The organism is Colwellia sp. Bg11-12 (assembly GCF_014076955.1).
Lineage (GTDB): Bacteria > Pseudomonadota > Gammaproteobacteria > Enterobacterales > Alteromonadaceae > Colwellia_A.
In genome coordinates, this window is the sequence record NZ_JACGUZ010000071.1 from 116,213 (window position 1) to 130,060 (window position 13,848).

The following is a 13,848-nucleotide window of genomic DNA, read 5'->3' on the forward strand; positions in this document are numbered from 1 at the left end:
TTTTCATTAAAAGAAAGCCAAGATATATTATCCTGGCTTTTAATGTCTCTACTCCTTCAACTGTAATCGATACAGTAAAAAATATATATTTAAATGTCTATAACTCCGCTTGCATAACATTTCCAAGCACCTTTCATATCAAGACATCGTACGTTAATTTCATGAACGCCAGGATACTGTGATGTAAGGTTTTGGTATGCTCCTCCATAAGCTTCACCATAAGTATCTCCCCAAATACTAGAGCCTGATACAGACTGATGTGTAGCTGCTAATGCAGTAAATGCTGTTGATGCAGTGATTGCTATCGCTAAAATTATAGTTTTGATTCTCATAAGTATCCTTATTAGATTATTAAAATGAGTATAGGTTTATATAAAAATACAAAAGACTGTCTAAAAAACCGCCGAACAATCTTTAAAAGTAGCCTAGTACTGTTTTTTATTTAACGCAATATATACATATAATTAACTTTTTGTATCTATAACTAATCGTATTGAATGTTTAAAAAAGGTTAACCTACTCGATATTTTTTTAATATTTCATTGACATATTTTCTAAAGTTTTTTGCTATTAAATTTTGTCTTTGTTGAAATAAATTATTACAATTCAGACGTTTGTGATTGAAATTTAAAACGATATATTGTTGCGTTAGATATTTTACCTTTATTTATTGGGTAAAAGTTATCGCATTAATAAGGATTAATTTTCATGGAGCGTAATAGTGATCAAGATTGATAACATCAGTCGAATTTATGGCGAAGGTGAAACACAAGTTATAGCACTGAATAATGTTTCATTAACCATTGGAAATAATGAATTCGTTGCGGTAATGGGAACCTCGGGTTCAGGTAAGTCGACCTTAATGAGTATCTTGGGTTGCCTCGATACACCCACGTCAGGTGAATATTTATTGTCAGGAGAGTCGATAAAAAATATTGATGATGAAAGCTTGTCGCAAATACGTAATCGAAAAATAGGCTTTATTTTCCAAACCTTTCATTTATTACCCCGATTAACAGCACTTGATAATGTTATTTTACCTTTACGTTACAGTAATGCAGATCCCGAGGATGCAAAAAAACGCGGCATGGAAATGCTCGATAAAGTGGGCTTATCTTCAAGATGGCATCATAAACCTTTCGAAATGTCTGGTGGGCAACGCCAACGTGTTGCTATTGCCCGAGCTTTAGTCAATCGCCCTGAAGTCATTTTTGCTGATGAACCGACAGGTAACCTAGATTCAAAAACGTCTTATGAAATCATGGATTTACTTTGTGAATTGCATGCTCAGGGACAAACTATTGTGATGGTAACTCATGAAGAAGATATTGCGGCATATGCTGACAGAATGATCCGGATGAAAGATGGTAACGTGATTGAGGACCGATTATGTATAAAAAACTAATATTATCAAGCATTACACTTTTTTATAGTTGCTGTACTTTAGCCTTAACGCAAACCCCTTTAATATTATCAGGTCAAATTAAAGCCAGTGACAATCAAACATTTTATTCCCCTAAAACAGATAGTTGGAATGTACAAGTGCAGTGGTTGTTGCCTGAGGGTGACATTGCCAAAAAAGGCGACTTAGTTGTTGTATTTGATAGTGGCTCAATCCAAAGTCAAATAGAACAAGAAAAAGTGAGTTTAATTGCTGCCAATGAAGAGTTATTTCGAATTACCAGTACGGCAGAACAATCATTTTTGGAAGCAACTTACGGGCAAAAAAGAACCGCGCTGCTTCTTGATAAAGCACGTATCGATGCCAGTATTTCTGTTGTGCATTTAAGTAAGTATGAATACCAAAAAAACCAACTTGAGCTCGAAAAAACGGTTGTCGCTAATGCGAAAGCCCTTGAAAATTTAAAGCAAGTCAACCTGGCTAATACGGTTGCAGTGACTAAGCAAAAAATTACCATCATAAAACATCAAGATAAGTTGCAATACAATGAATATAAACTCAAGCAAATGAGTGGTTATGCTGAGCGCACTGGTCCTGTTCTTTATGGTACTCATCCATGGTACGGAGAGAAAGTGTTTGTCGGTATGACAGCGCAACCTTCGTGGGAAATTGCCAAAATTCCTTCGGTGAATGGTTTGTACATTGAAGCTTGGGTCCATGAGGTTGACTATAAAAATTTGCAATTAAAGTCAGTGGTAGATTTCAAACTTGACGCCTTTCCACAATATAACCTTGCTGCAACATTAACCGAAATATCTAGCCAACCCGAAGAACGTAAAGAATGGGGAAGCGATGTTTATTATCGCGCTGTTTTTTCTTTTACCGTTGACGAAGCCTTAACGTTATTACCAGGCATGAGCGCTCAATTAGAGTTTACAGGAGTAGACCCAAGTGAATAAATATCTTCCCATTATATGGCTAGTATTGTTGTGTGCATGTGAAAAAGTACCCAGCGAAACAGTGAAGTTAGAAAAGGTAAGACTTATTGTAACCGCCAGTGGTGAATTAGAGTCAAAGCAAACCGCAATGATAGCTCCTCCATCTGTTTCTGGTATGTGGCAGTATCAAATTAAAAAGCTTGCACAAGAAAATACGCGTATTAAAAAAGGTGAATTGATTGTTGCTTTTGACAGTAAAAAAGTCATGGATAGGTTGGTTGATAAACAAGCCGATTTAGCACGTGCTCAAAAGGAATTAGAAAATAAGGAAATTAAGGCAACAGAGACAGAACAAGAGCTGATTCTCAGTATCGCTGAAAAGCAAATGGACTATGAAAAAGCCGAACGCAAGGCTGATATTATCGATTACAGTCGTTCTGATAACGATCGTAAAAAATCGATTATTGATTTCACTATTGCTGAAAATGATTTTTTTCTTGCAAAAGAAAGACTTAAATTTCATGAGAATAATAAGGCACTAAATTTAAAGTTAGCTAAAGGGAAGGTACATCGATTAACGGCTGAAGTTGATGAGTTTAAAAGTGATATCGAACGTTTGAAAGTGAAAGCGCCTATTGACGGTATGGTTATTTATCGAGCAAACTTTCAAGGAGAAAAACCAGCGGTTGGCGAGAGTATTCAATTTGGTCAGCCGGTTGTTGAGCTTGCCGTTATTGAACAAATGCAATTAAAGGCACAAATTGCTGAACCTGATAGTGGCAAAATCAAGCTGAACCAACAAGTTAAAATCATGATTGATGGTACACAAGAAATTGTTCTACAGGGAGAAATTGTTGAATTAGGTCGTGTTTTTCGTGATAAATCTTCTCAAGATAAACGCCGCGTGTTCGATGCAATCATTGCTTTTGAACAACCTGAAGACATTGTTATACGTCCTGGGATGACCGCACGTATAGAGGTGGTTACTGAAGTGATCGATAACGCGTTAACCTTGTCTTCTCAAGCGGTTAAGTTAGATAATGGTCAAGGGAGTGTGTTAATTCCTGGTCTTTTATCTGATCATATTCAAAGGATTAAAATTGCCCATATTGTGGGAGATAAAGTGGTCATTAAAAGTGGCTTATCACAAGGAGATATAGTGACTTTATGAGATATTCACAACAAAAAACACTGAAAAAAACATTAATTGTCAGTTTACTGTTTATTGCAATAACAGGCTGTTCAGGCCAAGAAAGTGATCCTTTGTTATATGAGGTTACTCAGCAAGAATTTGTGGTTAATGTACCTGCAAAAGGAGAGTTGTTTGCAGCAAAAGCAACCGTTATAAGTGCACCGATAAGCAGGCAAGGACCGCAAAATATTTCTTGGCTAGCACCAGAGTTTTCACGTGTTAAAAAAGGAGATGTTATTGCCCGCTTTGACGGCGAAGCCATGGAAATTCAAAGCAAAGATAGACGTAACGAATTATCAATCACTAAACAAGAAATCATTGAAAAAACAGGTATGCTCAACCAAGCACTTGACTCAATAAGTAAAGATATTGGTATGGTGGGGCAAGAGAAAAGTTTTGCTGAAAATTTCTCAATCAATGATGATCAAATACGTTCAAAATTAGAGATACTTGATTCATTACAAAACACCCAATACTTGGGATCAAAAGAAGAATATCTTTATTGGAAAAATGATAGTTTTAGCGCAAGTTCAGCAGGAGACATGGGCTTATTAGAAATGAAGCAAGCGCAGAGCAAGAGTAAATTAAAGCAGTTGAGTGAAGGTTTAGCAAAGCTAGAAGTTAAAGCACCCCACGATGGTTTACTTGCTTATAAAGCCAATTGGCGTGGTGAAAAACCTCGCGAAGGGCAATCACTATGGCCAGGGCAAAAAATCGCTGAATTACCTGATATCAGTAACATGAAAGTGAAGCTATTCGTCTTAGAAAGTGAAGCAATAAACTTAGCGATAGATAAACCGGTAAGTATTACTTTAAACGCCTATTCGGATAAACCCTTTAAAGGCACTGTTGAAACAGTTGCCCCTTTTCCTACGTCGATAAAGCGGGGCGATCCGCAAAAATATTTTGAAGTTATTGTTGTTTTAACAGAGCAAAACACTGAGCTATTTGTTCCTGGAAGAAAGTTAGAAGCCAATATTGAAATTATCGCCACCAGTAAGAAAATGGTTATTCCACTGCAGAGCGTATTTGTAGAAGCGAAACAATCTTTTGTTTATTTATATAAAAATGGCGATTACATCTCTACCCCCGTTACATTAGGGCAGGCAAGTTTAAGTCATGTTGAAATTTTATCAGGGCTTAAAGAAGGTCAGAAAATAGCATTAACCAATAAGGAGCATAGTTAATGAAATATTTAGCGATTTTTCTCGATACTTTTTCCGAGCTTGCCCAGCATAAGCTACGTACTTTATTAACGTTACTCGGTATGATATTCGGCGTTGGCGCAGTTATCGCGATGCTCAATATTGGTGAGGGAGCTGAAGCTGAAGCGATGAAAATGATCGACTCAATGGGACTGCATAACTTGATCATAGAAGGGAAGGTTTTTGAAGAAAAAGAGTTACAAGAACAACGTAAGCACTCCACAGGGCTAAGTATCAGAGATGGTGAAATCAGTGCGAGTTCATTACCCTTTGTTACGGCATTCAGTGCGCAAAAACTAATAGATACTTACAGTATATTTAGTGGTGAGGGTAAAAGTGATGGTGAAGCAACAGGAGTAAGTGCCAGCTTTTTTGCATTATCTAAATTCAATTTAGCACAGGGGCGTTTACTCAACGAAACTGACGATCAAAACTTTTCTCAGGTGGCACTGCTTGGTTCATCGACAGCAAAGCAGCTTTTTCCACAAGGTAATGCTATTGGCCAAAATATTAAAATCAATCACCTTTGGTTTAAAGTGGTCGGAGTATTACAAGCGCCTTTTTTAAAGAAGCAGGAGTTTCAGGGTATAAAACTCGGTGGCGACCAACGTCAGGTGTTTATTCCCTTAAAAACAGCGATACATAAATTTGCCAGTAAAAAACTTGCAAGTGAAGTCACTAGCATTAAACTCAAACTTGATGACAGTGTTGATCCTATTAGCGCCGCGAAAGCGGTGAGTCATTTACTTGATCGTCGCCATAATGAAGTCGATGATTATAACTTGGTTATTCCCGCCGCTTTATTAGCTCAGCAAAAACAGACACAACAAATATTTAATATTGTGATGTCTTGTGTTGCCGGTATCTCTTTATTAGTGGGGGGCATCGGTATTATGAATATTATGCTTGCTACCGTATTAGAACGAACCAAAGAAATTGGTTTGTTGCGAGCGGTTGGTGCCACGCAAAAAGATATTCGTTTACAGTTTATTGCCGAGAGTTTTACTATTTCAATTATGGGGGGCATCTTGGGGGTATTTTTTGGGATCATGCTCTCAGAGCTTATCGCACTTTATTCTGAATGGGCCGTGTCATGGTCAACGAGTGCAATTATTTTGTCTTTTAGTATTTGTGCACTTGTAGGGTTAACCTTCGGTGTTTACCCTGCAATCAAAGCATCAAAACTCGACCCTATCGACGCCTTACAAAGTGACTAACGGCTTTCAAAAGCGTTTACATGTCTTGTAAACGCTTTTGGATAAATTAATGTTATCTTTTTCACAGGAACGTTAACGCGGTAGGTTTGCACTGAGCAAATGGTCAAGTCTATTTCTTACTTCGTTAAATGGTCCATCACATCTTTAATGACTGCTTAGTCTATTGACCTGTCGACTCGATAAATGAGCTTTCGACTAAGCTGTTTTTTAGTGATTTAGCTAAAAAACGATAGATTAATACACCTAATTAAAACGCCTGTTTAAATAATTTGCATTTATTTTTCTTTCAAGGCACACTCAATCGTCTATTATTATAAAAACTGATCATTAAATTATTATTTAATCGGTATCAGACCCTATTTTTATCCCACTAAACGAGGAAACTAGGCATGTTATTTCAAGGTCAAAACCTTTCTGCCGAATTACTGAATGACGGCATTGTTGAATTTAAATTTGACGCACAAGGCTCAGTGAATAAGTTCGATCAGGAAACTTTTAAAGAATATATTGAAGTGGTTGCTGCGATTAATAATTGTAGCGATGCGAAAGGCGTTTTAGTGACGTCTGGAAAGTCTAACTTTATTGTTGGTGCGGATATCACTGAATTTTTAGCAATGTTTAAACTGCCAGAAGCGGAACTTGTTCCTTGGATCAAAGGTGGTTCAGATGTTTTTGACTCATTTGAAGACATTAATTTGCCAACAGTTGTTGCGCTTAATGGTTTTGCTTTAGGTGGCGGTTGTGAAATGAGCTTAGCTTGTGACTACCGTATTGCTGATACAACATGTTCAATAGGTTTACCTGAAGTTAAATTAGGTCTTATTCCTGGTTTTGGTGGCACAGTGCGCTTACCCAGAATTATTGGCGCTGATAACGCGGTTGAATGGATGTCTACCGGTAAAGCTTTTAAACCAGAACAAGCTATGGCTGTCGGTTTATTGGATGCTGTTGTTGCCCCTGAGCATTTGCGTGAAGCGGCTATTAGCATGCTTAAAGAAGCAATGGCAGGCAAGTTAAATTGGCAAGCTAAACGTCAACAGAAACTCGACGCGCTAAAACTTAGCCCTGTTGAATCAATTATGACCTTCAATACGTGTAAAGGTATGATCGCCGCTAAAGCCGGTAAACATTACCCTGCACCAATGATGATGGTAAAAACTATCGAAGCTGCAGCTTTACTCGGTAGAACAGAAGCGATGCTTATTGAAAATGCTAACTTTGCTAAACTTGCTAAAACTGATGCTGCTACCGCGCAAATTGGCTTGTTTATGGCAGACCAAGTGGTTAAAGGCAAAGCAAAGAAAGCCGCTAAAATGGCAACTAAACAAGTGAATAAAGCCGCTGTATTAGGTGCTGGCATTATGGGCGGTGGTATTGCTTACCAGTCTGCCTATAAAGGTACACCAATCATCATGAAAGACATTAATGATGCGGCACTGGATTTAGGTTTAAATACCGCTGCTGGCATTTTAACGAAGCAAGTTGAACGTGGTCGCATGAATGTTAAGACTATGGCTGGCGTGTTAAATAACATCACACCAACACTTAGCTACGATAGTGTTAAAGATGTTGATATTGTGGTTGAAGCCGTAGTAGAAAACCCTAAAGTAAAAGGTATGGTACTTGCTGAAGTAGAAAGTTTTCTTTCTGAAGATGCGATTTTAACCTCTAACACCTCAACAATTTCTATCGATTTGTTAGCGCAAAGTGTAAAGCGTCCAGAAAACTTCTGTGGTATGCATTTCTTTAATCCGGTAAACAAAATGCCATTGGTTGAAGTTATTCGTGGTAAAGCAACTTCTGAAGAAACTGTTGCAGCTGTTGTTGCTTACGCCGCTAAAATGGGTAAGTCACCGATTGTTGTTAACGACTGCCCTGGCTTTTATATCAACCGTGTTTTATTCCCATATTTTGCTGGCTTTAGCCAATTAATGCTTGAAGGCGTTGATTTTGCAGCTGTTGATAAAATTATGGAAAAACAATTTGGTTGGCCAATGGGCCCAGCATACTTACTTGATGTTGTTGGTGTTGATACCGCTGATCACTGTACGGGTGTCATGTCATCTGGCTTTCCTACGCGTATGGCAAAAATCGATAAAGACCCAGTAAGCACTTTGTATAGTAATAAGCGCCTTGGTCAAAAAAATGGCAAAGGCTTTTATGATTACGGTCAAGACAAGCGCGGCCGTCCAACAAAAGTAGCTTCTGCTGATGCTTACGCATTGTTTGAAAGTACCTGTGCAGACAAAAAAGAATTCAGTAGTGAAGAAATTATTGCTCGCTTAATGATCCCTATGGTCAATGAAGTGGTGCGTTGTTTAGAAGAAGGTGTTGTTGATACTGCCGCTGAAGCTGATATGGGCTTAATTTACGGTATTGGTTTTCCTCCGTTTAGAGGTGGTGCAATTCGTTATTTAGAAACGTTAGGTTTAACTAACTTTATTGCTATGGCCGATAAGTATGCGCATTTAGGTGAAATTTATCAGGTAACTGACGGATTACGCGAAATGGCTAAATCAGGTAAATCTTATTTCAACACCGACGTAAAAACAGCATAAGCTAAGGAAAAGAACATGAAAGAAGTAGTCATTGTAGATTGTATTCGTACACCAATGGGACGCTCTAAAGCTGGCGTTTTTCGTAACGTTCGTGCTGAAGGTTTATCAGCGCATTTAATGCAGCAATTATTAGTGCGTAACCCTAATTTGGACCCTTCATTAATTGAAGATATTATTTGGGGCAACGTTAAGCAAACTAAAGAACAAGGTTTTAACATTGCGCGTAATGCACAGTTATTAACTGACATTCCAAAAACTGTTGGCGCGGTAACGGTTAACCGTTTATGTGGTTCATCAATGCAAGCTTTGCATGATGCAACAACCAATATTATGTGTGGCCAAGGTGATGTCTTTATCGTTGGTGGTGTTGAGCACATGGGACACGTTCCTATGATGTACGACGTAGATTTTGATCCGGCCTTGAGTAAGTATATTTCTCGTGCGGCTGGCAACATGGGTTTAACCGCAGAGTTACTTGGTAAGCAGTTTGGTATTACTCGTGAACAACAAGATGCTTTTGCAGCACGTTCACACAGAAAAGCTTATGAAGCACAGCTCGCTGGTCGTTGGGACAATGAAATTGTTGCCACCCAAGGACACGATGCAATGGGCGCGTTAACGCTTGTTGAACACGATGAAGTTATTCGCCCTGAAACTACGATTGAAACACTTGCTGGTTTACGTCCAGTGTTCGACCCAGTTAACGGGACAGTAACGGCAGGTACTTCTTCAGCGTTGTCTGATGGTGCATCAGCAATGTTAGTAATGTCAGCTGATCGTGCAAAAGAGCTTGGTTTAACGCCTCGTGCGCGTATTCGTGGTATGGCGGTTGCAGGTTGTGATCCTTCTACGATGGGCTTTGGTCCTGTTCCAGCCACGAAAAAAGCATTAAAACGTGCCGGTTTATCTTTAGCTGATATTGAATTAGCTGAATTTAACGAAGCCTTTGCGGCGCAAGCCTTATCGTGTGTTAAATCTTTAGGTTTAGAAGACCGAGCTGAAGATATGATTAACTTAAACGGTGGCGCTATCGCCTTAGGTCATCCATTAGGATGTTCTGGCTCGCGTATCACAGGTACATTATTGAACCTAATGGAAGGTCAAGATGTCAGCATAGGTTTAGCGACTATGTGTATTGGTTTAGGTCAAGGTATTGCAACGGTAATTGAACGCGTTTAATCACTCACGTTGAAAATTATGGTAAAGCAGTAAAAAGCTCACTTCGGTGAGTTTTTTTATGTCTGCTCTAAAGTGGATAAAAGAGTAATGTCAGTTGGTAAGTGAAAAAAAATGAATGGTACGAAGGCAGAGAGTTAATTCTTTATTTGATAGTAAGCGACGTTGCATTCAAATAACGGGTCAATATGAAGGTATGTCTTAATGTAAGACATACCTATATTCTTCATCACACCAATTGAACCGAGATTATTTTCGTCAGCAATGGCGCTAAATTTTTTGTATTCAGACTTGGCTGCTAAGACATCTTTAATATGTTGCGCCGCTTCACTGGCAAAACCTTTGCCCCACGAAGTTTGAAAAAATCGCCAGCCGAGTTCTAGATTATCAAATTCAGGTGAAGTAGAGAAAAAATTCATTGGCCTAACAAGCACCCAACCAATGTATTCATTGGTTTCAGTGATATTAACTTGCCATATTCCCCAACCTTTTGTTGAGTTAAGGTATTTTTGCATGCGAGGCACTAAAACGTTATAAATAGTCTCACGTGAAGATGGATTACCGTCGCTGATAAAACGCATAACTTCAGGGTCTTGATCAAGTTGATACAATAACTCTGCGTCGTCAATTGTCATTAATTGGTAGCTTAGTCGAGCAGAGTTATTAATTTTCATTTTATTGACCGAGGTATCGTTAAACTAAAGAGTCTTGTAGTGGTGGTACAACTTGTTTTTTACGGCTTAGTACACCATCTAACCAAACTTTACCATCAACAAGTGGTTTGCCATACGCTTTTTCAGTTAAGTCAGCATTGTCGCTGATCACTAACATTTCAGAGCCTTCTTTCATGATGTCAGTGAGCAATAATAAAACAGTATGGCGTTTACCTTCGGCTTTTAATTTTGCAATGTCAGCAAATAGTTCAAGCTTCATATCATCAAAGATTGCAAGATCGAGTACTTCCAATTGACCAATACCCACTAAGTTACCATGCATATTAAAATCTTTAAAATCACGTAAAACTAAATCACGTACTGGTGTGCCTAATACGGCTGATTTAACTTCAAACATTTCCATACCCAAGGCTTTAGCGTCGCTGATGCCAGCAATTTCAGCTAATGCTTCAACACACTTGATATCAGCAGTGGTGCAGGTGGGTGATTTAAAAATAACGGTATCTGATAAAATAGCGCACATCATTGCACCAGCAATATCTTTTGGAATTTCTACATCGTAAAAATCGTACATCATTTTAATGATGGTATTGGTACAACCAACAGGGCGAACCCAAATTTCTAGAGGTGTAGAAGTGGTAATGTCACCTAATTTATGATGATCAATAATACCTAATATTGTTGCTTCATCGATATCATCAGGCCCTTGAATACGGTCTGAATGATCAACAATGTAGATACCTTCACCAGCAAAACTTGTTTTTAATTCAGGTTGCTCAAAACCAAACTTGTCTAAAATAAACAATGTTTCTGGTGAAAGCTCTCCTAATCGGGCTGGTACAGTTTCTTCACCTAAAGTAGTTTTTAAATAGGAAAGGGCGATAGCTGAACAGATAGAATCTGAATCAGGGGTTTTGTGTCCAACAACGTAATTAGGCATAAAGTTTTCTCGTATTAGCGTTTATATTGAGGCTATATTTTAAATTGACAATATTTTAGCAAATAAACACCGCGAGTGAAAAGTTAAAGCTTACATTAAGGCACTAAATTATATTCAAATGGGTTAACTGAGCGAGTAATAAACCCAAACCAACAAAGGTTAGTACCAAAACAATAATAGGAAGTTTGATTATTCTTAGTAAATAAAATCCCAATAGTACACAACTAAATTCTACCACTGAGCTAACAGCACTACTAAAAATAGGATGATAAAGCGCAGAAAATAACAATCCAACGACCGCGGCGTTTACGGCCATCACTGCACTGGCTATTCTCGGTTTTGTTGCTAAGGAATGCCAAGAGTTCTCAAAGGCTAACAGTAATAAAAATCCGGGTAAGAAAATAGCTAAAGTGGCGATTGCAGCACCTAATAATGGGCTTTGTGTGAACAGCTCCGCACCTAGAAAAGTCGCGAGGGTAAACATCGGGCCAGGCACTGCTTGTGCCGCAGCATAACCGCTAAGAAAAACATCGTTAGATAACGCTTCCCCAATTGTTTGCTGTAATAACGGTAATACCACGTGCCCGCCACCAAAGACCATACTGCCTGCTTGGTAGAACTGATTGAATAATATAATAAGTTCAGAGGGGGCTTTAGTAACCCCAGCATAGATTGATAATGGTAAAGCAAAAAGAATGACGAAGAACAAAGTCAATGGCAGTATTTTAAACTGTCTTGAGGTGAGTACTGCAGGTTTAGCAACTTCAGAGCTAACCGATGTTAATGACTGATTGACGAAAAAACCAAAGCCTGCGGCGATGATAAGTATGAAAATTTGCGTCGTTAAACTCGGTAAAGCAATTAAAGCTATCGCTGTTATAGTCGCAATTAACTTATGCGTGTAATTATTACAAAAGCTTTTAAACATCGTGAAACAAGCATCAGCAACAACAACAACCGCTAATAATTTTAAGCCATGAATTACGTGACCAACCCAGGGTTTTTCAGCACCAGTAATATTTATAGCAAGTAAATAAAGCAGTGTAAATGAGGGGAGTGTAAAGCCCAAAAATGCGGCAATACCGCCTAATAGTCCAGCTTGTCTTAGGCCAATAGCAAAACCTAATTGGCTAGAGCCAGGACCGGGTAAAAACTGACTTAACGAGATCAAGTTTGCAAAGCTTGCTTGATCTAACCATTTAAGCTTCTCAACAAATATTTTTTGAAAGTAGCCAATATGCGCAGCAGGGCCACCAAAACTAATACAGCCTAATACTAAAAAACGCCCAAATACTTCGAATATTTTTTTCATAACAATTTCGCTAAAAGCCAACCACTTATATCGGTTATTATATCGTAAAAATATGAAGGGGATATTAAATTTAATGATAAAAAAAGCTCAATCAATTGAGCTTTTTTTATATTGGCAAACGAAAAGTGTTAGTTACTTGTAATAAGCTAAACACGCTTCTACTTCGTTTTTAGAGCCCATGATAACTTCGACACGCTGATGTATGCTGTTTGGCTGCATATCCATAATGCGGCCTTCGCTTGTCATTGCTAGTCCACCGGCTTGTTCAATGAGAAAACTCATTGGGTTGGCTTCATACATTAATCGCAGCTTGTGAGGTTGTTTCGGGTTTTTACTGTCTTGGGGATAAGTAAAAATACCACCACGTGTTAATACACGATGAATGTCGCCTACCATTGCTGCAATCCAACGCATGTTGAAGTTTTTTCCTCGCGGGCCGGTATCGCCAGCGAGTAAGTCACTAATGTAATTCTGCATTGGTGCTTGCCAAAAGCGTTGATTAGACATGTTAACGGCAAACTCTTGTGTATCGCTAGGCACTTGAACATTACGTTCAACTAATAAGAAACCACCGTGGGTGCGATCTAGCACGTAAAAGTGAGTTCCGCTGCCAGTTGTCATTACCAACATCGTTGATGGACCATACAATACATAGCCGGCACAAATCTGCTTATTACCCGCTTGCTTAAACATATCCGGATCACTAGCATCCATATCGCTTGGCGCTTCATGGATAGAGAAAATGGTACCAATTAATGAGTTAATCTCAATATTAGAGCTACCATCAAGTGGGTCGAAAGAAACAAGGTATTTCCCGTCTTTTTCACCAGCAACTGAGGTGTCTTCTTCTTCAGAAGAGATCGCTTTAACAAAACCAGACTCCAGTAAAATATCTTTAAGTAGTTCATTTGCAACAACATCTAATTCTTTCTGAACTTCACCTTGAATGTTTTCATCCAATGTTGAACCCATTAAGTCACTTAAATGGCCTTGGCTAACACGAAATGAAATTTCTTTAGTTGCCGCTAAAATTGTTTTGATCAGCGAAATTAAATCGAGTGGAACATTATCTTGGCGTAAAGCTGGTGCTAGTCGTTGCATCGGGTTACCTAATTGATTTAGAGTAAGACTCTGATATATCGAGTCATAAAATTGTTGGCTACTTAATGCCGTTACATAGCAAATAATAGCAGGTGCATTTTTAATTTATTGTCATATTTTATTATGGAAGGTA

The 13,848-nt window shown here is 38.5% G+C and carries 12 protein-coding genes; 7 read left to right on the top strand and 5 right to left on the bottom strand.

The genetic code is table 11. The features are described 5' to 3' along the window. Positions 1 to 89: 89 nt before the first annotated feature. Complete coding sequence (locus H4J39_RS09425) at positions 90 to 332, bottom strand: hypothetical protein (RefSeq protein ID WP_182227685.1); 243 nt, start codon at positions 330 to 332, stop codon at positions 90 to 92. A gap of 389 nt (positions 333 to 721) precedes the next feature. Here H4J39_RS09425 and H4J39_RS09430 point away from each other — a divergent pair, with 389 nt between their 5' ends. The 7 genes from H4J39_RS09430 to fadA all read left to right on the top strand — a co-directional run bounded on the left by H4J39_RS09430 (position 722) and on the right by fadA (position 9,691). Next, positions 722 to 1,405 (top strand): ABC transporter ATP-binding protein, encoded by a 684-nt coding sequence (locus H4J39_RS09430; protein WP_182227687.1) that lies wholly within the window; start codon positions 722 to 724, stop codon positions 1,403 to 1,405. Beyond that, positions 1,390 to 2,361, top strand: coding sequence for an HlyD family efflux transporter periplasmic adaptor subunit (locus H4J39_RS09435; protein WP_182227689.1), 972 nt, complete (start codon positions 1,390 to 1,392; stop codon positions 2,359 to 2,361). Before H4J39_RS09430 ends, H4J39_RS09435 begins: the two co-directional genes overlap by 16 nt. Continuing rightward, entirely contained in the window at positions 2,354 to 3,511 is a 1,158-nt protein-coding gene (locus H4J39_RS09440; protein ID WP_182227691.1) for an HlyD family efflux transporter periplasmic adaptor subunit, read from the top strand. The genes H4J39_RS09435 and H4J39_RS09440 overlap by 8 nt, the downstream gene beginning before the upstream one ends. Then, entirely contained in the window at positions 3,508 to 4,719 is a 1,212-nt protein-coding gene (locus H4J39_RS09445; RefSeq protein ID WP_182227693.1) for an efflux RND transporter periplasmic adaptor subunit, read from the top strand. The genes H4J39_RS09440 and H4J39_RS09445 overlap by 4 nt, the downstream gene beginning before the upstream one ends. Beyond that, positions 4,719 to 5,954, top strand: a complete 1,236-nt coding sequence (locus H4J39_RS09450) for an ABC transporter permease (protein WP_182177444.1) — start codon at positions 4,719 to 4,721, stop codon at positions 5,952 to 5,954. The genes H4J39_RS09445 and H4J39_RS09450 overlap by 1 nt, the downstream gene beginning before the upstream one ends. 389 nt (positions 5,955 to 6,343) lie before the next feature. Then, a complete protein-coding gene (gene fadB / locus H4J39_RS09455; protein ID WP_182227695.1) occupies positions 6,344 to 8,512 on the top strand; it encodes a fatty acid oxidation complex subunit alpha FadB in 2,169 nt (722 codons plus the stop codon). Between the two features lie 15 nt (positions 8,513 to 8,527). Beyond that, the gene (gene fadA / locus H4J39_RS09460; protein ID WP_182203291.1) at positions 8,528 to 9,691 is read left to right on the top strand and encodes an acetyl-CoA C-acyltransferase FadA; all 1,164 of its coding nucleotides are present in this window, start codon (positions 8,528 to 8,530) and stop codon (positions 9,689 to 9,691) included. Positions 9,692 to 9,825: 134 nt separating this feature from the next. Here fadA and H4J39_RS09465 read toward each other — a convergent pair whose 3' ends face one another. The 4 genes from H4J39_RS09465 to H4J39_RS09480 all read right to left on the bottom strand — a co-directional run bounded on the left by H4J39_RS09465 (position 9,826) and on the right by H4J39_RS09480 (position 13,715). Beyond that, entirely contained in the window at positions 9,826 to 10,362 is a 537-nt protein-coding gene (locus tag H4J39_RS09465; RefSeq protein ID WP_182227697.1) for a GNAT family N-acetyltransferase, read from the bottom strand. 19 nt (positions 10,363 to 10,381) lie between these two features. Further along, entirely contained in the window at positions 10,382 to 11,302 is a 921-nt protein-coding gene (locus H4J39_RS09470; protein ID WP_182227699.1) for a manganese-dependent inorganic pyrophosphatase, read from the bottom strand. 103 nt (positions 11,303 to 11,405) lie between these two features. Then, positions 11,406 to 12,614, bottom strand: a complete 1,209-nt coding sequence (gene chrA / locus H4J39_RS09475; protein ID WP_182227700.1) for a chromate efflux transporter — start codon at positions 12,612 to 12,614, stop codon at positions 11,406 to 11,408. 132 nt (positions 12,615 to 12,746) lie between these two features. Beyond that, entirely contained in the window at positions 12,747 to 13,715 is a 969-nt protein-coding gene (locus tag H4J39_RS09480; protein ID WP_182227702.1) for a class 1 fructose-bisphosphatase, read from the bottom strand. Positions 13,716 to 13,848 lie beyond the last annotated feature (133 nt).